Below are 22,268 nucleotides of genomic sequence, written 5' to 3'. Positions count from 1 at the left end.
GCCGATCTTTGCGGGCCGTCCGCGCAAGGCAGTGTCCCGTGTGTCCCGGCCGGTGGAAAGCCCCGAACGATGATCGATGTCCGGATGTTAAGAACCTCACCGGTCGCCTGTCCGTCGTACGCACGCGACTCACCCGGAAGCGTCGCCGGCCCCGACTCCGTCGTGGAGCGGGCCGCCGGGCTCCGGTCTGTGAGCGGGCCGCGGGGTCAGCCGGAGGCGCCGCCCGTGAAGTTCCAGGAGGCCAGCCGCAGCGGTGGGGCCTCCCACCAGACGCCGTCCGTCCGGTCCGGCTGGCGTACCGCCCGGCTGCCGACGCCGAGCACCGCGCCGGGACCGAGGGCTCGGGGGTAGGACTCGGTGAAGCGCAGGTCGCGGACCGCCCGGGTCACCACGCCGTCCTCCACCAGCCAGACGCCGTTGCGGGTCAGGCCCGTGACGACCAGGCTCTTCGGATCGAGCACCCGGGTGTACCAGAGGTCGCTGACCAGCAGCCCCCGCCGCACCCGACCGACCATCCCGGCGGTGTCCCCGTCGACCACCGCACCCGCCACGCCGCCGCCCGCGCCCGCCGTGCCGGCGCCCGACGTCGCCGCCGGCGCGCCGCCGGTGGCCCCGGCACCCGTCGGCCCGGCCGCGTGCAGGCGCAGGTTGCGGGGCATCGGGCCCCACGTCGCGGCGCCGGCCAGCGCGTGCCCGGTCGAGGCCGCGCCGACCTCGACGGCGGTGCGCCGGTCGTGCGCCACCGTCCGGGTGGTGCCCGCCTCGACCAGGGTCACGGCTCGCCGGGGCGTGCCCTCGACGTCGAACGGCAGCCCGGAGCCGCCGAGCGGGTCGTCGACCAGGGTGACCGCCGGGTCGAACTGGGCCGCCCCCGGCTCGGCGAAGGACTGCCGCTCGGCGTACCGCTTGCCGTTGAAGCCGAACCAGGAGAGATTCTGGAGCAGGTCGGCGACGGCGGCCGGCTCCAGCACCACCTCGTAGCGGCCGGGCGGCAACTCGACCGGGTCGGCCGCGGCGCGCGCCTTGGCCGCGGCCCGGGCGCCGAGCGCGGCGCCGTCGATATCGGCCAGCCGGTCGGCGCAGAACCGGGCCACGCCGTCGGAGCCGCCGGTGCGGGCGATGCCGTCCATCGCCGCCTCGGCGGCACGGCCCCACGCCGAGTGGCCGGCCGAATTGGCGAACGCGGAGGAACGGTGCGCCGTGCGGCAGTAGCCGGCCGCCTCCAGCCCGCCGGCCGCCGCCACGAACGCGCGCACCAGCTCGGCCCGCTCGTCCGGCTCGGCGTACGCGGTGGCCTCGTCGAAGGTCGCGGCAGTCGGCGCCGGCGCCGGCGGGGCGAGGCCCGGCCAGGCCGGGTCGGGCGGACAGAGCCGCGCCGCGGCGAGGGTGCGCTCGACCAGCGCGCGCAGCCCGTCGGCGGTGACCACGCTGCCGCTGCCGGCGGCCGTGCGCCCGCCGACGTGCAGCCGCAGCCGGACCTCGACACCGGACTCGGCCACGTTCTGGTGGATGAACGAGTTGGCGAACCGGGTCAGCGCCAGGTCGGCCCGGGTGACCACCGCCTCGGCCTGCGCGTCGGGCCCGCCGAGCCGGCGGACCAGCTCCACCACCTGACCGGCCATCTCCAGCTCACTCATGCTGCACCCTCTTCGTTCGCGACTGCGGGACTCGCTCGCTGCGCTCGCTCATTCCTCGCGCTCACGCACGAACTCCTACCCGGACGTTGCGGAAGCGGGCCGGCGCGGCCGGGTGGCCGGTGTGGCCCACCTGGCCGGGTTGGCCCTTGCCGCAGTTGGGCGTGCCCCAGGCGACGGTCTCCGAGGAGAGCATGTCCATCGAACGCCAGAAGAGGGGACCGATGCCGGTGTAGGTGGGGTTGCGCAGCATCCGCCCACGCCGGCCCTTCTTCACCTCCCAGCCGATCTCGCAGCCGAACTGGAAGTTGAGCCGCTTGTCGTCGATCGACCAGGAGCGGTTGACGTCCATCAGCACCCCGTCGTCGGTGGCGGCGACGATCTCCTCCAGGGTGTGCGGGCCGGGCTCCAGGCCCACGTTGGTCATCCGCACCATCGGCAGCCGGGCCCAGCCGTCGGCGCGTACGCTGCCGCCGTGGTCCAGGCCGGCGACGGCGGCCGAGTCCCGGCCGGCGAGCACGCCCACCCAACGCCCCTCGCGCACCGCGTCGCGCTTGACGGCCGGGGAGCCCTCGTCGTCGAAGCCGAAGCTGCCGAGCGCGCCGGGGATGGTGGGGTCGATGGTGACGTTCATCAGCTCGGAGCCGTAGCGCAGCGAGCCGAGCTGGGCCAGGTCCAACCAGGAGGTGCCGGCGAAGGCGGCCTCCCAGCCGAGGATCCGGTCCAGCTCGATGGCGTGCCCGACCGACTCGTGGATCTGCAGGGCGAGTTGCTCGCCGCCGAGGATGAGGTCGGTCTCGCCGGCGGGGCAGGGCGGCGCGGTGAGCAGCGCCCGGGCCTCCTCGGCGATCCGCGCCGCCTGCGCGGCCAGGTCGAGCGAGGTGACCAGCTCCCAGCCGGTGGTGCCGTATTGGCCTCGGTAGCTCGGGTAGGAGCGGCGCTGGGTCTCCCCGTCACCGACGACGGTGGCGGAGATGCCGCCGCCGCACTCCCGGATCCGCTGGTCGATCCGGTGCCCCTCGCTGGAGACGAACCACTTGGCCGTGTCCCAGACCTGGTAGAGGCCCTCGGCCACGTCGGCGCCGTGCTCCGCCATCGTCCGCGTGGCACCGACCAGCAGGTCGCCCTTGTCGGAGAGCGGCACGCCGAGCGGGTCCACCACGCAGGGGGACGCCCAGCTCGCGGTCACCGCCGCGGCCGGCACCAGGTCGATCGGCGGCCCCGGGACCCGCGCGCTCGCCGTGGCGATCCGCGCGGCGCGCCGGCCGGCCTCGCGGGCGGCGGCGTCGGACAGCTCCGGTACGGCGTGGAAGCCCCAGCTCGACCCGACCAGCGCGCGGACGCCCAGCCCGATGCTCTCGTCCTGGGTCAGCTCCTCGATGTCGCCGTTGCGGGCCGACATGGACTCGTAGCGGCGGTGCATCACCCGGGCGTCGGCGTATCGGGCTCCCGCGTCGAGCGCGGCCTGCACCGCGGCGGCCGCCGCGTCGAACTCGGTCACGACGGCACCACCGGGTTGCGTTGATGATTCGCTCGCTGGCGCTCGCTCATGCGCCCGACCCTAGGCGAGCCCACCGACATCCGTCAGGCGAGCAGGTCCTCCGGCCGGATCGTGACCCGTACGGGCTCGGTCAGCTCCAGCTCGTCGCCGGCCTTGGTCACCGACCGCTCGACGTAGTGGGCGCCCTGCCGCTGGTACAGGTGCATGGTCAGGTTCTCCTGCTCCACGAGGAGGTACCACTCGATGCCGGCCGCCGCGTAGTAGTGCATCTTGAGCACCTTGTCGGTAGCGGCGTTGCTCGGTGAGATGATCTCGCACACCAGCCGCACATCGCGGGCGTCGATGACGAGCACGCGGAGATCGACGTCGTTGGTGATCACAAGGTCGGGTATCGGGATGCGTCCCGGCCGGAGCCGGACGTTCACCGCTTCCAGCACGCGTAGGCCGGCTGCCCGGACCGGTGCCCGGAGCGCGGCGCGCAACTCGCCGGAGATGTTCTGGTGAAGAGGGGTGGGTCCTGGGGTCACGTGAAGGCTCCAGTCGAAGAGCTCGACGCGGTCCTGCGTCTCGCCGAGGGCGAGGTACTCCTCTTCGGTCCACGGGCCGTCGTGGCCGAACACCGCCGCGGTCATGGTCACCTCCACCTCATCGACGGGATCCTCCCGTGACTGACGCAGCCATGGTCGCACCTGAGGTGCGTCGGATGTTTCAGTTGTGGCGGTGGATGTGCTGGTGGGGGTGTCGGAGCCCGTTGCAGAGTCGTTACGCTGTGGCCCGCTGACAGCCCTCGGTTATGTAGCTTATTTTCACCCTCAGTGATTTCCTGTAGGTTCTCTTCGTCACTGAGGGAGGCGGTCGTGGGCAGTCCGGAGTCGGCGTCGTCCGGGGAACCGGGCCGCCCCAGCGTGCCGGAGCAGCGCTCCGGCCAGGATCCGTACCTGCGGGTGAGCGACCTGCGGGTCCGCTTCGACACCGAGGACGGCGTGGTGCGCGCGGTCGACGGGGTGTCCTTCGCGGTGGAGCGGGGGCGCACGCTCGGCATCGTCGGCGAGTCGGGCTCGGGCAAGAGCGTCACCTCGCTGGCCATCCTCGGCCTGCACAACGCCAAGCGGACCACCATCACCGGGGAGATCTCCGTCGGCGGGCGCCAACTGGTCGGCCTGCCGGAGGAGGAGGTACGCCGGCTGCGCGGCCGGGACATGGCGATGATCTTCCAGGACCCGCTGTCCGCGCTGCACCCGTACTTCACGGTGGGCAGGCAGATCGCCGAGGCGTACCGGGTGCACCACCCGAAGGCCGGCAAGCGCGAGGCCCGCCAGCGCGCGGTGGACATGCTGGGCCGGGTCGGCATCCCGCAGCCGGCCCGCCGCTTCGACCAGTACCCGCACGAGTTCTCCGGCGGCATGCGGCAGCGGGCGATGATCGCCATGGCGCTGGTCAACGACCCGGACCTGCTGATCGCCGACGAACCGACCACCGCCCTGGACGTGACCGTGCAGGCGCAGATCCTCGACCTGCTGGCCGACCTCCAGGCCGAGTTCCACTCCGCGATCATCATGATCACGCACGACCTGGGTGTGGTCAGCCAGGTCGCCGACGAGGTGCTGGTCATGTACGGCGGGCGGGCCGTCGAGCACGGCAGCGTCGAGCAGGTGCTCCGCCGGCCGCAGCACCCGTACACCTGGGGCCTGCTCTCCAGCGTGCCCTCCCTGCACGGCGACGCGGACGCGGACCTGGTGCCGATCAAGGGCAACCCGCCCAGCCTGATCAACCTCCCGCCCGGCTGCGCCTTCCACCCGCGCTGCCGGTACGCCGACCGCAACGGCGACCGCTCGCGCACCGAGGTCCCGGAGCTGCGCCCGGCGGGCGCGCCCGGCCACCTGGTGGCCTGTCACCTCTCCGCCGACGACCGGACCCGGTTGTACGCGGAGGACATCGCCCACGTGGGGGTTGCCCGATGAGTGTGGAGACGGTCGAGCCGCTGCTGCGGGTGCGCGGGCTGGCCAAGCACTTCCCGGTGCGCAGCGGGCTGCGGAGCACGGGCCTGGTGCGGGCCGTGGACGGGCTGGACTTCGACGTGCGCCCGGGCGAGACGCTCGGTCTGGTGGGGGAGTCCGGCTGCGGCAAGACGACGACCGGCCGGATGCTGGTCCGCCTGCTGGAGCCCAGCGCGGGGAGCATCGAGTTCGCCGGGCGGGACATCACCCACGCCGGCCGGCGTGAGCTGCGCCCGCTGCGGCAGGACCTTCAGATCATCTTCCAGGACCCGTACGCCTCGCTGAACCCCCGGCACACCGTCGGCCGGATCGTCGCGATGCCGTTGCAGGTCAACGGGATCGACCCGCCGGGCGGGATCAAGGCCCGCGTGCAGGAGCTGCTGGAGCTGGTCGGGCTGAACCCGGAGCACTACAACCGGTACCCGCACGAGTTCTCCGGCGGCCAGCGCCAGCGCATCGGCATCGCCCGCGCCCTGGCGCTGCGGCCGAAGCTGATCGTCGCCGACGAGCCGGTCTCCGCCCTGGACGTGTCGATCCAGGCGCAGGTGGTCAACCTGCTCCGCGACCTGCAGCGCGACCTGGGCCTGGCGTTCGTCTTCATCGCGCACGACCTGGCCGTGGTGCGGCACTTCTGCCAGCGGGTCGCCGTCATGTACCTCGGCAAGATCGTCGAGATCGGCGACCGGGACGACATCTACGAGCGCCCGCAGCACCCGTACACCCGGGCGCTGCTCTCGGCGATCCCGGACGTCACCAAGCTCGGCCCGGCCGGCCGGATCCGGCTGGCCGGCGACGTGCCCACCCCGCTCAACCCGCCGTCGGGCTGCCGGTTCCGCACCCGTTGCTGGAAGGCGCAGGACATCTGCGCCACCGAGGAGCCGGCGCTGGTGCCCCGCGACGGCGGAAGCCAGGCCGCGGCCTGCCACTTCCCGGAGCGGGGGCCCGTCGAGGCCGCCCCGGCCGGGCAGCCGGCGACGTCGGCCGCCGGGCCGGCGGACGGCGCGGGCGGCGAGCCGGCGGACGGCGCGGGCGGCGAGCCGGCGGACGGCGTGGGCGGCGAGCCGGCGGGCACGGGTGCGGGCGTCGAGGAGGTGTCGAGATGAGCATGTCCCCGGTGGAGGGCGTGGCGCTGGCCGAGATCGACTCGGGTGGCGGCGCCGACGCGCCGAAGGAGAAGGGCTTCGTCGGCCGGTCGCCCGGCCAACTCGCCATGCTCCGGCTGCGCCGCGACCGGACGGCGATGGCCAGCGGGGCGATGCTGGTCTTCTTCGTGCTGGTGGCGCTCGCCGCGCCGCTGATCGAGGCGTTCTACGGGATCAGCCCGCGCGACCAGTTCCAGGCCAAGCTGGACGGCTTCGGCATGCCGCTGGGCTACGCCGGTGGCGTGTCGGGGGACCACTTCTTCGGGCTGGAGCCCAACCTCGGCCGGGACATCTTCATCCGGCTGGTGTACGGCCTGCGTACCTCGCTGCTGATCGCCTTCGCGGCGGCGGTGATCACGGCGGCCATCGGCATCGCGCTCGGCGCGCTCGCCGGCTACCTCGGCGGCTGGCTCGACGCGGTGATCAACTGGATCACCGACCTGACCCTGGCCATGCCGTTCCTGATCATCGCGTTGGCCCTGACCCCGACCCTGACGCTGCGCTTCTACGGCGAGCGGGACGCGGTCTCGCCCGCCTTCGGGGTCGGGGTGCTGATCGCCGTCTTCGCGATCTTCGGCTGGACCGGCACCGCCCGGCTGGTCCGCGGCCAGGTGATCGCGCTGCGCGAGCGGGAGTTCGTGGAGGCCGCCAAGGCCAGCGGCGCCGGGCTGGCGCACATGCTCTTCCGGCAACTGCTGCCGAACATCTGGGCGCCGATCCTGGTGTCGTTCTCGTTGGCGGTGCCGCAGTTCATCACCAGCGAGGCCGCGCTGTCGTTCATCGGGGTCGGGCTGACCGAGGAGACGCCGAGCTTCGGTCGGATGATCTACCAGAGCCTGGACTACCTCCAGACCGACCCGGCGTTCGTCTTCTTCCCCGGCATCACGATCTTCGCGCTCGTGTTCGCGTTCAACCTCTTCGGCGACGCGCTGCGCGACGCGCTCGACCCGAAGTCGTCCCGGTAGGGGTTTCCGATGGCGCGCTTCCTGATCAAGCGGATCTTCTCCGCGGTGCTCACCCTGTTCGCGGTGAGCGTGCTGACCTTCCTGATGTTCTTCGCGCTGCCCCGCGACCCGGTCAGCGGCATGTGCCCGAAGAACTGCAACCCCGAGCGGCTGGAGCGGGTCCGCGAGGAGTTGGGCCTGCGCGACCCGCTGATCACCCAGTACGCCGGCTACATGAAGGGCATCTTCACCGGGCGGGACCTGGGCAGCGCCCAGGGCGGCCGGTGCGACGCGCCCTGCCTGGGCTGGTCGTACGTCAACAACGAGGCGGTGCTGGACACCATCGCCCGGGTGCTGCCGGTGACGCTGAGCATCGTGATCCCGGCGGCGATCCTCTGGCTGCTGCTCGGCGTCGGCCTCGGCATGGTCTCGGCGCTGCGCCGGGGCACCTGGCTCGACCGGGCCGCGATCGGCTTCTCGCTGACCGGTGCCTCGCTGCAGCTCTACTTCGTCGGCGCGGTGCTGCTGCTGGTCTTCGTCTACAACCTGCGCCTGCTGCCCGTGCCGAGCTACACGTCGATTTTCGACAATCCCCTGAAGTGGGCCAGCGGCCTGGTGCTCTCCTGGGTCGCGCTGGCCTTCCTCTTCTCCGCCATCTACGCCCGGCTGTCGAGGGCGCAGATGCTGGAGACGCTCTCCGAGGACTTCGTGCGCACCGCGCGGGCGAAGGGCCTGGCGAAACCGAAGGTGTACGGGCGGCACGCGCTGCGCGCCGCGATCACCCCGGTGGTCACCATCGCCGGCCTGGACGTCGGGGCGGCGCTGGGCGGCACGGTGATCACCGAGACCACCTTCGGCATCCAGGGGCTGGGGCGGACCGCCGTCGAGGCGGTGCGCGCCGGCGACCTGCCCACCATCATGGCGACCGTGCTCATCTCGGCGGTCTTCGTGGTGCTCGCCAACGTGCTGGTCGACCTGCTCTACGCCGCCATCGACCCCCGCGTACGGCTCGGGTGAACCGCCCGTCCCGGCCGGCGTGCCCGCCCCGGGTGTCCGCCGGTCGGATGGCGGTGAAATTTATCGACAACTGTTACACAACTCGTAGGTTTTCTTCTTTACGATCCTCGGGACGTCGGCGTTCACGCCCGGCGGCACCTGGGTGGAGGAGGTAGGAGATGCGACCACGCGTGGCGGCCGCCGCAGGCGGCGCGATCGCTCTGGTTGTGGCATTGGGTGCGTGCTCGGAGAACACGGGCGAGGGCACCACGGTGGACACCAACCGGCAGCAGACCGGGGTCATCGCGACGGACCCGAAGGACTCCAAGGGCCCGGCGGCCGAGGTGCCGGGCGCCCAGAAGGGCGGCACCTTCACGATCATCCGGGAGACCCCCATCTCCCACCTGGACCCGCAGCGGACGTACTCGTTCGCCGGCCTGATGACGTCGCCGCTGTTCTCCCGTTACCTGACCACGTGGAAGGACGACGGCAAGGGCAGCCTGGTCCTCGTCGGCGACCTGGCCGAGACGCCGGGCACCAACGTCAACAACGACTGCAAGGTCTGGGAATTCAAGATCAAGGACGGGGTCAAGTTCGAGGACGGCCGCCCGATCACCTCCAAGGAGATCGCGTACGGCATCGCCCGCTCCTTCGACCCGGACCTGTCGGGCGGCCCCACCTACATCCAGGAGTGGCTGGCCGACAGCCCGCAGTTCGACACCAAGTGGGACTTCAAGAAGAACAAGACCTCGCTGCCCCCGGGCCTGAGCACCCCGGACGCGAAGACCCTGCGCTTCGAGTTCGCCAAGCCCCGCTGTGACCTGCCGTTCGCGGTCTCGCTGCCGACCACCGCGCCGCTGCCGGCCGACAAGGACACCGGCGTCAACCTGGACCACCAGCCGTTCTCGTCCGGTCCCTACAAGATCGCCAAGAACCAGGTCGGCGTGCAGATCACCCTGGACCGCAACCCGCACTGGGACCCGAACACCGACCCGGTGCGGCACCAGTACCCGGACCAGTTCGTCTGGAGCTTCGGCGCGACGGCCGACGCCGCGAACAACCGGGTGATCGCCGACAACGGCGCCGACCAGAGCGCCGTCGCCTTCAACTACGTGCCCGCCTCGCTGGTCGCCAAGGTCGCCAACGACCCGGCGCTCAAGGAGCGGACCATCCTCTCCCCGACGCCGAGCTCCAACCAGCTCGTCATCAACAACCAGCGGGTGAAGGACCTGAAGGTCCGCCAGGCGCTGAACTACGCCATCGACCGCGAGGGCCTGATCAAGTCCGTCGGCGGGCAGACCGTCGCCTCCCCGATGACCACGCTGATGCCGTCGTCGACGATCGGCTACAAGGCGTTCGACGCGTACCCGGCCGGCGCCAACGGCAACGTCGACAAGGCCAAGGAGTTGCTCGGCGGCCAGACGCCGGAGCTGGTCCTGGGCGTCGCGGACAACACGACCGAGCAGCAGATGGCCACCCAGCTCAAGGGCAACCTGGAGCGGGCCGGCTTCAAGATCACGGTCCGTAACATCCCGGACGACTCGAAGCTCGACGAGGTCAAGAAGAAGGACAACCCCTGGGACCTGTACATCGGTAACTGGGCGGCGGACTGGCCGAGCGGCGCCTCGATCCTGCCGGTGCTCTACGACGGCCGCACCATCAAGGCCGAGGGCAACAGCAACAGCGCGTACTTCAACGACCCGGCGATCAACGCCGAGTTCGACCGGATCCTGGCCCTGCCGCCGGGCGAGCAGGGCCCGGAGTGGGCCAAGCTCGACGAGCGGATCATGAAGGAGCACGCCCCGGTCGTGCCGCTCTACGTCGACGTGGCCTACCTCGTGCACGGCTCCAAGGCCGGCGGGGTCTTCGTCTCCAGCGTCTTCGGCTACCCGGCCTTCGTGAACGCGTACGTCAAGAAGTAACCCTCAGGCACCAACCGCACGGACGGGCCCCGGTCGACAACGTCGTCGACCGGGGCCTCCGCGCATCCGCCCCGCGCCGCCCGTCGTGTTAGGAAGGGCCCCTTCCTCTACCGCAGGCGTTAACAAGGTGCCCTTCCTTACAGGTGCCGGCGGACGAAGTCCAGCTCCAGCCTGAGCAGGCGTTCCGCGGTGCCGCCGGCGGCCATGTGGGTGGCCCCGGTCAGCGGGAGCACCGAGTGCGGCCGGCCGGTCGCCAGCAGCGCCGCCGAAAGGCGCAGGGTGTGCGCGGCCACCACGTTGTCGTCGACCAGGCCGTGCACCAGCAGCAGCGGCCGGGCCGACTCCGGATCGGTCACCGGCTCGCCGGCCAGCTCCACCAGCGAGTGGTGCGCGTAGATGTCCGTGCCGTCGTCCGGCAGGCCAAGGTAGCGCTCCGTGTACGCGGTGTCGTACAGCGCCCAGTCGGTGACCGGCGCCCCGACGATGCCGCACCGGAACAGCTCCGGGTGCCGCAGCACCGCCAGCCCCGCCAGCCAGCCGCCGAACGACCAGCCGCGCACGGCCACCCGGCCGAGATCGAGGTCGGGGTGCTTGCCAGCCAACGCGGTGAGTGCGTCCACCTGGTCGAGCAGCACGACGTCGGCCACCCGCCGGTGGATCGCCTTCTCGAAGGAGGGGGCCACGCCCGGGGTGCCGCGGTTGTCGACGGTGACCACCGCGAAGCCGGCGTCGGCCCACCACTGGCGCTCCAGCCAGGCCGAGCGGGCGGCCAGCACCTCCTGGTGCCCCGGCCCGCCGTAGACGTCCAGCAGCACCGGCAGCCGCCGCCCGGTGACGTAGTTGTCCGGGTAGAGCACCGCCGTCGGCAGCCGCCGGTCGGTGACCCGCTCCAGCAGCGGCAGCGGAGAATACGGCGGGGTCGCGGCGAGCGAACGCAGCACGCCCACCTCGCGCTCGCCCTGCCACACCGTCCACCGGGTGCCCGGGTGGTCGAGCGAGGCGCTGCCCACCACCAGGACGTTCCCGCCGACGGCGGCGGTGTGCCAGCCCGGGTCGGTGGTGATCCGGCGGGCGTCGACGCCGCCGCCGATCGTGGTGCGTACCCGGAACAGGTGCCGCTCGCTCGGCTCCCCGTCGCTCGCCTCCACCAGCAGGTCGGCCGGGCCGGTGCCGCCGGGCAGCCGCCCCACCACCCGCCGCACGTAGAGCGACGGCGGGGTGAGCAGGGTGCCGTCGGCGAAGAGGCAGCGGGCGTCGTACCCGTCGTGGGCCAGTTCCCCGCCGACCAGCACCCGGCCGTCCGGCAGGTGCGCCGGGGTGCCGGGGATCGGCTCCACCCAGCGCGGGTCGGCCAGCTCGGCGTGCACCTGCGTCTCGCCGGTACGCGGGTCGACCGCGAGCACCAGGCCGTGCTGCTGGGAACGGCGCAGCACGGTGATCAGCGGCCCGCCGTCGGCCCAGTGCACCGCGGTCAGGTACGGGTAGGTCTCCCGGTCCCAGTGCACGTCGACCCAGCCGTCGTCGAGGTCGAGCAGGTGCAGGCTGACCTCGGCGTTCGGGCCGCCCGCCCGGGGGTACGCGACCGTGGTCGGCGGGCTCGCCGGGTCGGCCGGGTCGTGCAGGTGCCAGCGGTCCAGCCGGGACTCGTCCACCCGGGCGGCCAGCACGGAGCGCCCGTCGGGCGCCCACCAGTAGCCGCGGAACCGGTCGAACTCCTCGGCCGCGATGTGCTCGGCCAACCCCCAGGTCACCCCGGAGTCCTCGCCGGCCAGCAGGGTGTCCGTGCCGTCGTGCTCGACCACCCGCAGCTGACCCCGGCGGACCCCCTCGGCGGCGTCGGTCACGTACGCCAGGCGCTGCCCGGTCGGGTCGGGCCGCGGGTCGAGCACCGGGCCGACGGTGGCCACCTCGACCACGTCACCGTGCACCAGGTCGGCCCGGAACAGCCGCCCGGCCAGCGCGAAGACCGCCACCCGGCCGGCGGCGTCCAGCGCGTACGAGCCGATGCCGGAGGCGCTCAGCCGCAGCCGCTCGCGCAGCGCGCGCTCGCCCGGGCTGAGCGCGTCGACGTCGACGTCCGCCCCGAGCAGCGCCGCCGGGTCGGCGACCAGCCGTTCCTCGCCGGTCGCCACGTCCAGCAGCCAGAGCGCGTCGGCCGGGTCCTCCGGGCCGGCCGAGCGCAGGAAGACCACCCGGGAGCCGTCGTCGGCCACGGCGACCGCGCGCGGCGCTCCGCGGCTGAACCGGCGGGTGCGGGCGGCCAGCTCCGGAAAGTCCACAGGCCAGATCGTAGAGCGGCGCCGGGGGTGATGTGGCCGACCTGCGTGGACGCGTCACGGCCGGCGGAGGAGAACCGCCGGATAGAGTGACCACCGTGACGACGCTGCCCGACCGCCGCCTCCTGCTGGTCCACGCGCACCCCGACGACGAGTCCATCGGCACCGGCTCGACGATGGCGCACTACGCCGCCGCCGGTGCCCACGTCACCCTGGTGACCTGCACGCTCGGCGAGGAGGGCGAGATCCACGTGCCGGCGCTGGCCCAGCTCGCCGCCGCCGAGGCCGACCAGCTCGGCGGGTGGCGGATCGCCGAGCTGAACGCCGCGTGCGCCGCGCTCGGCGTCACCGACCACCGCTTCCTCGGCGGCGCCGGCCGCTACCGCGACTCGGGCATGATGGGGCTCGCCACCAACGAGCACCCCCGGGCCTTCTGGCAGGCCGACCTCGACGAGGCCGCCGGCCACCTGGTGGAGATCATGCGGGAGGTACGCCCGCAGGTCGTCGTCACGTACGACGGCAACGGCTTCTACGGGCACCCCGACCACATCCAGGCGCACCGGGTGACGATGCGCGCCGTCGAGCTGGCCCGCGCCGAGGGCCTCGCCCCGGCCAAGGTCTACTGGACGGCCATGCCGCAGAGCGTCCTGGAAGCCGGCATGGAGCACTTCGCCGACTCGTCGGACAACCCCTTCGCCGGCATCGACCAGGCCACCGAGCTGCCGTTCTGCACGCCCGACGCGCAGATCGCGGCGCGGATCGACGCCACCGACCAGCATGCCGCCAAGGAGGCGGCGATGCGCGCGCACGCCACCCAGATCCCCGACACCTCCTGGCTCTACTCGATCGCCGGCAACTTCGGCAGCGAGTTCATGGGCGTGGAGTACTACACCCTCGCGGTGGGCGGGAAGGGCCCGGGCAGCGGGCCGTACGGCTGGGAGGACGACCTCTTCGCCGGGCTCGATGTCGCCGACGGCCCGGACCGGTCCCCGGTCGGGGCGGCCGGCCTCCGGTGACACCGCCCGCCGCGCCGATGTCGGTCGTCCCCGAGGAGAGCGCCCCGCCACCGCCGCCCGGCCGGTCCCGGCTGCTGCTCGACCTGGCCCTGCGGGTGGCCGGCGGGCTGGTCGCCGTCCTCGGCGGGGTGCTGACCGGTGTGCTGGAGCTGCTGCTCGCCACGCTCCGGGTCGGCGGGCAGCTGATCGGCCTCTCGGTGGTCCTCGCCGTCGCCGCCAACATCGCGCTGAGCTGGTTCGCCCACGAGGCGGTCGGCCGTCGCTGGGCGGTGGCGCTGCCCGCGCTGCCCTGGTTCGTCCTGATGGCGGTCGCGGCGGTCCGCACCACCGAGGGGGACCTGCTCGTCGCCGGCGACAACTGGGTCGGCCTGGCGATGATCGTGGCCGGCGCGATGACCTTCGCGGTGATGGGCTTCCGGCAGGTCCTGGCGCCGCCGCCCGTCCGTCCGGGGGACTGACGAGACACCGGATCCGGTGGTAGACATTCCTGCCAGGAAGCCCGCCGCGGAGGCGGGCGGTACGGCGGGAGGCGTGCGATGAGGGAGCGGTGGCGCGCGATCGGGATACTCGCGATCGCGCTGTTCGGGGTCAACGTGGTCGCCCGGCTGGTCATCCGGTTCGGCTTCGACGGTGACGACACCGCCGCCGCCGACCGGGTGTCGCTCGGGATGTTCGCGGTGATCGGGCTGGTGCTGGCCGTGGTCGCCTTCCTCTGGGGCAGGCGTCGGCCGGTCGCCGCCTGGGGGTCCGACATGGCCGCCGCGGTCGGCGTCGCGCTGCTGCTGACGGTGCTGGTCGGGCCGCTGCTGGTCGGGGAGAACCCGTTCGGCGGGGGCGCGGGCACGTTCTTCGCCCAGATCTGGCTCTACCTCGCGGCCACCGGCGTCGGGGTGCTGCTCGGCTACCTGCTGCTCACGGCGCTCGGCCTCGACCACCGCTCGCAGTCCCTCAAGCGGTACGCCGAGCTGAAGGCCACCAAGCCCCGCAAGGTCGTCCGTCGCTGACCCGCGCGGCTCCGGTCCACGGGCGCGCGCCGGCCGCGCCGGGACCGGCCCTGGCGCTCGTGGCGGCAGCATGGCCCTGTGCGGCTCCTGTCGAGCTGCCCCACAGATGGGGCAGGGCCCCCGCCCAGAGGGCGCGGCCCGGATGCCGGGCGCGCCTCCCGTACGCGGCGGAAGGCGACGCGGTCAGTGCGGGGCGGTGCGGGTCAGGTAGGTGTGGTGGGTGGTGAAGCCGAGAGCCCGGTAGAGGGCCACCGCCGGGGTGTTGCGCTGCTCGACCTGGAGGAAGGCGCGCGAGGCGCCGGTCGCGGCGCCCCAGTCGGCGAGCGCGCGGATGACCCGGCCCGCCAGGCCCTGCCGCCTCGCCTCGGGCCGCACCTCGATCAGGCTGAGCCCGAGCCAGCGCCCCGACCCGGTGACCGTGCCGCGGCCGATGGCGACCAGCGCGCCGTCGGCGTACACGTGGGCGAAGCGGACCTGGCCCACGGCGGTGAGCACGTGCCGGGCGGCGTCCGGCAGGCCGCCCTTGCGGCCCGCGACGACGGCGAGCCAGTCGTCCGACGGCGCGGTGGCCAGCTCGACCGGCGGTGACCCGGCGGCGGCCGGCGGCAGCCCCGCCAGGGGCACGGTCTGCACCAGCACGGGCGGGCCGCTGCCCCAGCCCCGCGCGTCCAGTTCGGCGCCGACCGGGGCGGCGAGCGGCAGCGGGGTGTTGACCAGCGCCGGTTGGCCGAGGTCGGCGTACCAGCGCTCCACCGCGTCGAGCGCGGCGGGCAGCGGCCGGTCCGGGTCGCCGACCGGCAGCGCCGAGTTGGCCCGGCCGGTCCAGCCGTCGGCCGCGCGCAGCAGCCAGTCCCCGAGCCGACCCCGGACTGCGGCGGGCCACGCCTCGTCGGCGGCCAGTTCCAGCTCGACCACGGCCGCGGCGGTGGGCCGGCGGGTCGGCGGCACCCGCTTGGCCCGGTGCACCTCGGCCACCGGGACCCGGAGCCGGCCCTGTGCGGTGGCGAGAGTGAGATGGGTCTCGCTCAGCTCGACCAGCTCGCCGAGGGCGTCCGAGAAGAGGGGCCGGCCTTCGCGAATCCCCACAATCCGGCGAACCACGATCCGGTGTCCCACATCCTGCTGTCGGAGCACGATCGACCCCCTCCCCGGCGAGATACTAGGCTCTTACCGTCGCGGGTGATCGCGGCGTGTCTTGCGGAGGAGAAGACCGGTGACCTACATCATCGCCGAGCCGTGCGTGGATGTGCTCGACAAGGCATGCATCGAGGAGTGCCCGGTCGACTGCATTTACGAGGGCAACCGGATGCTCTACATCCACCCCGACGAGTGCGTCGACTGTGGTGCCTGTGAGCCCGTCTGCCCGGTCGAGGCGATCTTCTACGAGGACGACGTCCCGGAGCAGTGGAAGGACTACACCGGCGCCAACTACGAGTTCTTCGAGGACCTGGGCTCGCCCGGTGGCGCCTCGAAGATCGGCAAGGTGGAGAAGGACGCGTCCTTCGTCGCCGCGCAGCCGCCGCGCGGCGAGGGACACTGAACCGTCCCGTGCCGGTCTCGTCGCGGCTGCCCGAGTTCACCTGGGACACCCTGGACGCCGCGGCCGCGCTGGCCGCGGCGCACCCGGAGGGCCTGATCAACCTCTCCATGGGCACGCCGGTCGATCCGGTGCCCGAGGTGATCCGGCGGGCGCTCGCCGAGGCGGCGGACGCCCCGGGCTACCCGCTGACCGCCGGCACGCCGGCGCTGCGCGAGGCGATCGCCGCGTGGGTCGCGCGGGCCTGCGGGGCGGGCGTCGACGGCCTCGGCGTGCTGCCGACGATCGGCACCAAGGAACTCGTCGCCTGGCTGCCCACCCTGCTCGGGGTGGGCCCCGGTGACGTCGTCGTGGTGCCGTCGGTCGCCTACCCGACGTACGAGGACGGCGCCCGGCTCGTCGGGGCCACCGTCGTGCGCGCCGACTCGCTGACCGCGGTCGGCCCGACCCCCCGGGTGCGCCTGGTCTGGGTCAACTCGCCGGGCAACCCGACCGGGCGGGTACTGCCGGCGGCCCACCTGCGCAAGGTGGTCGACTGGGCCCGGGAGCGCGGCGCGGTGGTCGCCAGCGACGAGTGCTACCTGCCCCTGGGCTGGTCCGCCGAGCCGGTCTCGGTGCTCTCGCCCGAGGTCTGCGGCGGGTCGTACGACGGCGTGCTGGCGGTGCACTCGCTCTCCAAGCGGTCCAACCTGGCCGGCTACCGGGCCGGGTTCGTCGCCGGTGACCCGGCGCTCGTGGCGGAACTGCTCAAGGTCCGCAAGCACGCCGGCATGATCGTGCCCGCGCCCGTGCAGGCCGCGATGGTGGCCGCGCTGCGCGACGAGCGGCACGCCGACGAGCAGCGGGAGCGCTACCGGGCCCGGCGGGAGATCCTGCACGCCGCGTTCACCGGGGCCGGCTTCACCGTCGAGCACTCCGAGGCGGGCCTCTACCTCTGGCTGACCCGGGGTGAGGACGGCTGGGAGACGGTCGACTGGCTGGCCCGCCGGGGCATCCTGGCCGCCGCCGGCACCCTCTACGGCCCGGCCGGCCGGCAGCACGTCCGGGTGGCGCTGACCGCGTCCGACGCGCACGTGGCGGCGGTCGCCGGCCGGCTGCGCGGCTGAGCACGGCCGGCGTCCTCGACATGTACCGACCGAAACGCCGAGGTGCCTGATGCGTGAGAGACCCGGCGGGCCGTTGCGGGCCGCCGTGGTGGGCACCGGCCTCATCGGCGGGTCGATCCTGGTGCGGCTGCACGAGGCGGGCGTGGACGTCGCCGGCTGGGATCCCGACGAGGCCACCCGGGCGGAGGGGCGCCGGCGGGGGATCGCCTTCCCCGACGAACTGGTCGAGGCGGTGCGCGACCGTGACCTGGTGTTCCTCTGCGGGCCGCTGCCGACCCTGCCGGACGCCCTGGTCACCGTCGCCGCCCACACGCCCGAGGGCTGCGTGGTCACCGACGTGGGCAGCACCAAGGGCGGGTTGGCGGCCTTCGCCGTCGAGCGCGGCCTGACCGGCCGGTTCGTCCCCGGGCACCCGATGGCCGGCACGGAGCGGTTCGGGCTGACCGCCGCCGTGCCGGCGCTGTTCGAGGGGGCGGCCTGGGTGCTCTGCCCGGAGCCGGAGGGCATCGACGCGTTCCGGCTCCTGGCCGGCCTCGTCGTGGACGTCTTCGCGGCCCGGGTGGTGCCGATGTCCCCATCCGTGCACGACGCGGTGGTGGCCCTGTCGTCCCACGTCCCCCACCTGCTGGCCGGCAGCCTCGCCGGGGCGGTGGCCCGGTCGGACGTCCGGGACGCCGTGCTCGGGCTCGCCGCGGGCAGCTTCCGGGACGGCACCCGGATCGCCGGTACGCCCGCGAAGCGGACCGCGGACATGTTGTTCCACAACCGCGAGCAGGTCGTCCGGCAGCTCGACCGGGTGCGCGCCTACCTGGACGAGTTGTCGGCGGCATTGGTCGGCGACGACCTGGACGCGCTCGTCGAGGGCTACCGGCAGGCCCGCGACCTGCGGACGGCCCTGCTCGACCGGGACCTGCACGCGTCCCGGCGGGAGTTCCCGACGAGCGGGGACCACGCCGACGAGCTCGCGTACCTGCTGGCGCTGGGCGAGGCGGGCGGGCACCTCACCGGCTGCCGCGTCGGCCCCGGCACCGTCGCCTACACCGGCCACCTCCCGGCATCCGCCGACCCCGCCTGACCGGGCGGCCCGCAGGGTCTCCTGCACCCGCGAACCGGCGCCGAGGACGGTCGGCGCGCCGCGGCACGTCGGCCGGTCGTCGCGCGCGTCGCTTCCCGCGCGTGGCGGGCGGGCGGGCGGGAGCGCGGTTAGGGTGAGGGCATGGTGGACGGGCCGGTGGTGGCGGTGCGCGGCGAGGCGTACCGGGAGGTCCCTCCCGAGATCGCCCGGTTCACGGTGACCGCCACGGCCCGCGACCGGGACCGGGAGGCCACCCTGACCCGACTGGCCGAGCGGGCCGCCGCCGTCCGGGTGCTGCTCGACGGCTACGGCCCCGCGATCGACCGGCGGGAGACCGGCGAGCTGCGGGTCCGGCCGGAGACCCGGCGCTCCGGCGAGCGCGTGGTCGCGTACCACGGCAGCGTGGCGACCACCGTGACGGTCAGCGACTTCACCGCGCTCGGCGACCTGATGCTGCGCCTGGCCGACCAGGACCAGGTCGAGGTGGCCGGGCCGTGGTGGTCGCTGCGGCCGGACAGCCCGGCCCACCGGGAGGCCCGGCACGCCGCGATCGCCGACGCGCTGTTGCGCGCCCGCGAATACGCGGAGGCGCTCGGCGCCCGGGTGACCGCCCTGATCGAGCTGGCTGACGTGGGCGCGGCGGAGCGGCCCATGATGAGCCGGATGGCGTACGGGATGGGCGGCGGCGTCGAGGGCGGGCCGCCGGAGCTGGAGCTCGACCCGCAGCCGCAGACCGCGCAGGCGGCGGTGCAGGCGCGGTTCGCGATCAGCGAGCCGGTTCTCGGCTGATGACGGCCGCCCGGGTCGTCGGGGTCGACGAGTTGGTCGCGCGGGCGCGCGCCCTCGCCGACGCCGGCCCGCGTCAGCTGCTCGGCATCGCCGGGGCGCCCGGCGCGGGCAAGTCCACGCTGGCGGAGCGGATCGTCGAGGCGGTCGGCCCCGCCGCCCGGCTGGTGCCGATGGACGGCTTCCACCTGGCCCAGGCCGAGCTGCACCGGTTGGGCCGGGCCGAGCGCAAGGGCGCCGTCGACACGTTCGACGCCAACGGCTATGTCTCGATGCTGCGGCGACTGCGCCGGCTGGAGCCGACCGCCGTCTACGCGCCGGCGTTCCGGCGGGACCTGGAGGAGCCGGTGGCCGGGGCGATCGAGGTGCCGCCGTCGGTGCGGCTGGTGGTCACCGAGGGCAACTACCTGCTGCTGGGCGCGCCGCCCTGGGACGAGGTGCGGTCGTTGCTGCACGAGGCGTGGTTCCTCGACCTGGACGTCGAGCTGCGGCTGCGCCGGCTGACGGCCCGGCACCAGGCGTACGGGCGGTCGGCGGAGCAGGCCCGGGCGTGGGCGACGGGCAGCGACGAGGCCAACGCCGCCCTGGTGGCGGGCACCGCGCACGCCGCCGACCTGGTCGTCCGGCTCGACGAGCCGCCGCCGGCCTGACCCGCGCCCCGCCCACCGCCACCGGCCGGGGTCAGCCGGCGCCGCGCCGGGGCGCTGGCACGCCCCGCCGCAGCAGCCGCGCCACCCGCGAGCGCTCCCGCTGGAACTCGGCCGCCTCCGGATAGCCGCTGTGGTTGCGGATCGGCGGGTCGGCCACCTCCCCGTCGCTGGGGTGCAGCGCCTCCGGGTCGCGTACGGCGACCTCGCGTTCCCCCGCCGTCACCTGCCAGCCGAGGGGGTCGGTGGCCCGCCAGAAGTTGGTCCAGCGGCTGCGCCCACCGGGCGGCGTGAGCGCGTCGGCCAGCACCGGCAGCCGGTCGGGCCCGAAGTACGCCGGGAAGACGCGCCCGTAGAGCCGGGTGAGCTGGCAGCCGTAGGAGAAGTACCAGATCCGCCGCCGCGACCGGGCGGGAAGCTGGAGGATCACCGCGGCGCAGATCACCGTGCCCTGGCTGTGCCCGGAGAGGATGATCCCGTCCACGGCCCGGGGGTCGTGCTCGTCCAGCGCCAGCAGCCCGGCCGTACGGGTCTGCAACTCGGGCACGGCCCGCTCGGCGTAGCTGGGCGGGGCGAGCGGGTGCGCGGCCCGGGGCCAGAAGGTGCCGACGTCCCAGAGCACGCCGACCGAGCGGCGGACGAGGTCGTTCCGGTAGACCAGCAGACCCACCGCGCCGACGAGCACCGGCAGCCAGCCGAGCATCCGGTCGCCCACGCCGGAGATCCACTCGACCACGGCGGCGCCGCCGGTCGCCGCCGTGGGGTGGGGCCGGCCGCCGGAGAGCGCGGCGGCGTAGCCGAGGGTGACCAGCACCCCGGACGCGGCGGCGTAGCGGCCGACCAGTCGCACCGCGTGCTCGCCGACCAGGCGGTGCAGCGCCCGCCAGGCGCTCGCCTGCCGGCAGCGCCGCAGGTCGTGGCCGGAGAGCCGGTGACCGGCGGGCACCAGCTCCGCGTACTCGTGGCGGCGCAGGCGGAGGAAGATCAGGCCGGCCCGGGCGGCCGTGGCGACGAGCGTGAGCAGGGCGACGGCGAACGCGAGCCCGGCCCAGGTCACCGGGACCGGGGGCGTCACGGGGGAGACCGCGTCGGCCGTCGCGCCGCCGCCGAGCCGGCCGGTGACCCAGTAGAGCAGGCCGGCGCAGTAGGAGACGCAAAGCACCCAGCCGAAGCCGGCGATGAGCGCCGGGGCCCGGCCGCCCCAGGCCAGGTCGGTGTGGGGCTCCGGCGGCTGCCGCTCGGCCGGCGTCGGCACGCGCGGCAGCAGCAGGCCGGTCGCGGCGAGCGCGACGACCCCGACGGCGAGCATCCAGACCTCCAACGGCGGAGGCGCGGGCGGGATCCCGGGCAGTCGGCCCGCGATCCAGGCGACGCCGAGGGCGAGCAGCAGGGCGGCCGCCGCCGGCGCGGCGAGTGCCCGCCGCCCCGACCGGCTCACCGACCCGATCGCGATCAGCAGCAGCAGTTGCCCGGTGCCGAGCCAGGCGACGACCCGGTCGACGCCGGGCAGCGACCGGTCGGCCGGGCACGGTGGCGCGGCGGGCTGCCGGCCGCAGCCGGGCACCTGGCGCAGGTCGGCCAGCGGGGTGCCCGCGGGCCCGTCGGGCAGCAGCAGGATCAGCAGGGTGCCCGCCAGCCCGGCGCCGGTGAGCACGGCGACCGCCACGCTCCAGCGGCCGAGCGGGGTGCGGCCGGCGCGCCGGGTCAGCCAGGGCCGCGCGAGCGCCACGACCGCGATCAGCACGGCGGCGGCGAGCGCGGCCACGGTGGGCCAGGCGACGGCGGCCCGGGCGCCGTGGGGCGGGTCCATCGCGAGGACCGCGCCGAGCGGTACGGCGGCGGCCACGACGGCGCCGGTGCAGAGGTGCAGCACGGCCGCGCGGCGGAGCTGCCCCTCCCCGTCCCAGAAGGTGGGGTGCTGGAGCGGGTTGCCCAGCGGGCCGGGTGGCGGCTCGGGCGCCGGTGGCTCCGGCACGGGCTGCCCGGGCTCGCCCGTCGGGGTCCCGTCGGGCGGCCGGGCGCCGGTGAGGGGGACCGGCTCGGCCGGCATCTGCGCCTCGTACTGGTAGGTCCGCCAGCTCACCAGCCCGAGCAGGGCCAGCACGCCGAGCGGTGCGAGCAGGCCGACGGCGAGGGGCCGCGCGTCCTCGCTCCACCAGCCCTGCCCGAGGAACTCCCAGGGGCCGGGGATCCGGCGCAGGCAGTCCTCATCGACGCACTGCCAGCCCACGAGGTCGACGCCGACACCGGTGAAGGTGAGCGCGAGCGTGCCGGTGAGGCTCAGGCAGAACAGCCGGATCAACCAGGCGGTGACCCCCGACCTGCCGGCCGGGCGTTCGTCGTCCGGGTCCGCCGGGATGCCCGGCCGGGCGTGCAGCGCGACGTTGGCCAGGGTGAAGGGCAGCAGCAGCGTCCACAGCGCCCGTTCCACGTCACGCGCGGTCCGCCCGCCGGAGGTCAACTGCCCCCAGCTGTACGCCTCGACGACGATCGGGTCGTCCGGCCCGGCGGCGGGGGAGCGGTAGAAGCCGGTGACCGGGTCGCCCGCGACGCGCCACGGCGGGGGCGGGTCGGCCCCCGGCGCGGGCCGCAGGCCGAGGATCTGGCCCGGGGGCGTGTTGGAGACCCCGTGCACGCGCAGTTCGAGCACCCGACCGATCATCCCCGCCTCCTGGTGACGACGTC

General features: G+C 74.3%; 19 protein-coding genes. 13 read left to right on the top strand and 6 right to left on the bottom strand.

Annotated elements, in window-relative coordinates; all coding sequences use genetic code 11:
- Positions 1-206: 206 nt before the first annotated feature.
- From ACZ6Q9_RS05460 to ACZ6Q9_RS05450, 3 genes are all read right to left on the bottom strand, one after another.
- Positions 207-1,637: a TldD/PmbA family protein gene (locus ACZ6Q9_RS05460; RefSeq protein WP_393261368.1), complete on the bottom strand. Its 1,431-nt coding sequence runs from the start codon at positions 1,635-1,637 to the stop codon at positions 207-209.
- A 61-nt stretch (positions 1,638-1,698) separates the two neighbouring features.
- Entirely contained in the window at positions 1,699-3,135 is a 1,437-nt protein-coding gene (locus tag ACZ6Q9_RS05455; protein WP_393450730.1) for a TldD/PmbA family protein, read from the bottom strand.
- Between the two features lie 83 nt (positions 3,136-3,218).
- Positions 3,219-3,767 carry a Uma2 family endonuclease gene (locus ACZ6Q9_RS05450; RefSeq protein ID WP_396827897.1) on the bottom strand — a complete coding sequence of 183 codons (549 nt, stop codon included), beginning with the start codon at positions 3,765-3,767 and terminating at the stop codon, positions 3,219-3,221.
- Between the two features lie 273 nt (positions 3,768-4,040).
- On the opposite strand from ACZ6Q9_RS05450, the gene ACZ6Q9_RS05445 reads away from it, so the two are divergent.
- The 5 genes from ACZ6Q9_RS05445 (at position 4,041) to ACZ6Q9_RS05425 (ending at position 10,136) form a co-directional block, all read left to right on the top strand.
- Positions 4,041-5,096: an ABC transporter ATP-binding protein gene (locus ACZ6Q9_RS05445; protein ID WP_393261689.1), complete on the top strand. Its 1,056-nt coding sequence runs from the start codon at positions 4,041-4,043 to the stop codon at positions 5,094-5,096.
- The gene (locus ACZ6Q9_RS05440; protein WP_396827896.1) at positions 5,093-6,235 is read left to right on the top strand and encodes an ABC transporter ATP-binding protein; all 1,143 of its coding nucleotides are present in this window, start codon (positions 5,093-5,095) and stop codon (positions 6,233-6,235) included. Before ACZ6Q9_RS05445 ends, ACZ6Q9_RS05440 begins: the two co-directional genes overlap by 4 nt.
- On the top strand, positions 6,232-7,239 hold the full coding sequence (locus ACZ6Q9_RS05435; protein WP_393450739.1) for an ABC transporter permease: 1,008 nt from the start codon (positions 6,232-6,234) through the stop codon (positions 7,237-7,239). Before ACZ6Q9_RS05440 ends, ACZ6Q9_RS05435 begins: the two co-directional genes overlap by 4 nt.
- A 9-nt stretch (positions 7,240-7,248) precedes the next feature.
- Complete coding sequence (locus tag ACZ6Q9_RS05430; protein ID WP_393261362.1) at positions 7,249-8,235, top strand: ABC transporter permease; 987 nt, start codon at positions 7,249-7,251, stop codon at positions 8,233-8,235.
- Positions 8,236-8,393: 158 nt separating this feature from the next.
- Complete coding sequence (locus ACZ6Q9_RS05425; RefSeq protein WP_393450742.1) at positions 8,394-10,136, top strand: ABC transporter substrate-binding protein; 1,743 nt, start codon at positions 8,394-8,396, stop codon at positions 10,134-10,136.
- A 137-nt stretch (positions 10,137-10,273) separates the two neighbouring features.
- On the opposite strand, the gene ACZ6Q9_RS05420 is transcribed toward ACZ6Q9_RS05425, so the two are convergent.
- Complete coding sequence (locus tag ACZ6Q9_RS05420) at positions 10,274-12,415, bottom strand: S9 family peptidase (RefSeq protein ID WP_393450745.1); 2,142 nt, start codon at positions 12,413-12,415, stop codon at positions 10,274-10,276.
- 86 nt (positions 12,416-12,501) lie between these two features.
- Here ACZ6Q9_RS05420 and mshB point away from each other — a divergent pair, with 86 nt between their 5' ends.
- The 3 genes from mshB (at position 12,502) to ACZ6Q9_RS05405 (ending at position 14,432) form a co-directional block, all read left to right on the top strand.
- The gene (gene mshB, locus ACZ6Q9_RS05415; RefSeq protein WP_393261356.1) at positions 12,502-13,428 is read left to right on the top strand and encodes an N-acetyl-1-D-myo-inositol-2-amino-2-deoxy-alpha-D-glucopyranoside deacetylase; all 927 of its coding nucleotides are present in this window, start codon (positions 12,502-12,504) and stop codon (positions 13,426-13,428) included.
- 17 nt (positions 13,429-13,445) lie between these two features.
- Positions 13,446-13,886 carry a hypothetical protein gene (locus ACZ6Q9_RS05410; RefSeq protein ID WP_393261687.1) on the top strand — a complete coding sequence of 147 codons (441 nt, stop codon included), beginning with the start codon at positions 13,446-13,448 and terminating at the stop codon, positions 13,884-13,886.
- A gap of 78 nt (positions 13,887-13,964) precedes the next feature.
- Positions 13,965-14,432 carry a hypothetical protein gene (locus tag ACZ6Q9_RS05405; protein ID WP_393450748.1) on the top strand — a complete coding sequence of 156 codons (468 nt, stop codon included), beginning with the start codon at positions 13,965-13,967 and terminating at the stop codon, positions 14,430-14,432.
- Positions 14,433-14,615: 183 nt separating this feature from the next.
- Here ACZ6Q9_RS05405 and ACZ6Q9_RS05400 read toward each other — a convergent pair whose 3' ends face one another.
- Positions 14,616-15,566, bottom strand: coding sequence for a GNAT family N-acetyltransferase (locus tag ACZ6Q9_RS05400; protein ID WP_393450751.1), 951 nt, complete (start codon positions 15,564-15,566; stop codon positions 14,616-14,618).
- Between the two features lie 79 nt (positions 15,567-15,645).
- Here ACZ6Q9_RS05400 and fdxA point away from each other — a divergent pair, with 79 nt between their 5' ends.
- From fdxA to ACZ6Q9_RS05375, 5 genes are all read left to right on the top strand, one after another.
- Entirely contained in the window at positions 15,646-15,972 is a 327-nt protein-coding gene (fdxA, locus tag ACZ6Q9_RS05395) for a ferredoxin (RefSeq protein WP_089005361.1), read from the top strand.
- Complete coding sequence (gene dapC, locus ACZ6Q9_RS05390) at positions 15,969-17,075, top strand: succinyldiaminopimelate transaminase (RefSeq protein WP_393451441.1); 1,107 nt, start codon at positions 15,969-15,971, stop codon at positions 17,073-17,075. The genes fdxA and dapC overlap by 4 nt, the downstream gene beginning before the upstream one ends.
- Positions 17,076-17,124: 49 nt before the next feature.
- Entirely contained in the window at positions 17,125-18,150 is a 1,026-nt protein-coding gene (locus tag ACZ6Q9_RS05385) for a prephenate dehydrogenase (RefSeq protein WP_393450754.1), read from the top strand.
- A gap of 141 nt (positions 18,151-18,291) precedes the next feature.
- On the top strand, positions 18,292-18,939 hold the full coding sequence (locus ACZ6Q9_RS05380; RefSeq protein WP_393261346.1) for an SIMPL domain-containing protein: 648 nt from the start codon (positions 18,292-18,294) through the stop codon (positions 18,937-18,939).
- Entirely contained in the window at positions 18,939-19,586 is a 648-nt protein-coding gene (locus tag ACZ6Q9_RS05375) for a nucleoside/nucleotide kinase family protein (protein WP_393261344.1), read from the top strand. Before ACZ6Q9_RS05380 ends, ACZ6Q9_RS05375 begins: the two co-directional genes overlap by 1 nt.
- A 31-nt stretch (positions 19,587-19,617) precedes the next feature.
- Here the strand turns inward: ACZ6Q9_RS05375 and ACZ6Q9_RS05370 are convergent, their stop codons facing one another.
- Positions 19,618-22,245: a hypothetical protein gene (locus tag ACZ6Q9_RS05370; RefSeq protein ID WP_393450757.1), complete on the bottom strand. Its 2,628-nt coding sequence runs from the start codon at positions 22,243-22,245 to the stop codon at positions 19,618-19,620.
- Positions 22,246-22,268: the final 23 nt, after the last annotated feature.

It is taken from the genome of Micromonospora sp. NPDC049139, from assembly GCF_055586845.1.
The sequence above is the reverse complement of the archived record's forward strand: the minus strand, read 5'-3'. Positions and strand labels throughout refer to the sequence as shown.

Bases quoted from the DNA above. Each gene is read 5' to 3' on its own strand.
- ACZ6Q9_RS05450 (WP_396827897.1), bottom strand. From the start codon at position 3,767: ATGACCGCGGCGGTGTTCGGCCACGACGGCCCGTGGACCGAAGAGGAG.
- ACZ6Q9_RS05385 (WP_393450754.1), top strand. From the start codon at position 17,125: ATGCGTGAGAGACCCGGCGGGCCGTTGCGGGCCGCCGTGGTGGGCACC.
- ACZ6Q9_RS05410 (WP_393261687.1), top strand. From the start codon at position 13,446: ATGTCGGTCGTCCCCGAGGAGAGCGCCCCGCCACCGCCGCCCGGCCGG.
- ACZ6Q9_RS05460 (WP_393261368.1), bottom strand. From the start codon at position 1,637: ATGAGTGAGCTGGAGATGGCCGGTCAGGTGGTGGAGCTGGTCCGCCGG.
- ACZ6Q9_RS05440 (WP_396827896.1), top strand. From the start codon at position 5,093: ATGAGTGTGGAGACGGTCGAGCCGCTGCTGCGGGTGCGCGGGCTGGCC.
- ACZ6Q9_RS05375 (WP_393261344.1), top strand. From the start codon at position 18,939: ATGACGGCCGCCCGGGTCGTCGGGGTCGACGAGTTGGTCGCGCGGGCG.
- ACZ6Q9_RS05425 (WP_393450742.1), top strand. From the start codon at position 8,394: ATGCGACCACGCGTGGCGGCCGCCGCAGGCGGCGCGATCGCTCTGGTT.
- ACZ6Q9_RS05405 (WP_393450748.1), top strand. From the start codon at position 13,965: ATGAGGGAGCGGTGGCGCGCGATCGGGATACTCGCGATCGCGCTGTTC.
- ACZ6Q9_RS05435 (WP_393450739.1), top strand. From the start codon at position 6,232: ATGAGCATGTCCCCGGTGGAGGGCGTGGCGCTGGCCGAGATCGACTCG.
- ACZ6Q9_RS05370 (WP_393450757.1), bottom strand. From the start codon at position 22,245: ATGATCGGTCGGGTGCTCGAACTGCGCGTGCACGGGGTCTCCAACACG.
- ACZ6Q9_RS05430 (WP_393261362.1), top strand. From the start codon at position 7,249: ATGGCGCGCTTCCTGATCAAGCGGATCTTCTCCGCGGTGCTCACCCTG.
- ACZ6Q9_RS05380 (WP_393261346.1), top strand. From the start codon at position 18,292: ATGGTGGACGGGCCGGTGGTGGCGGTGCGCGGCGAGGCGTACCGGGAG.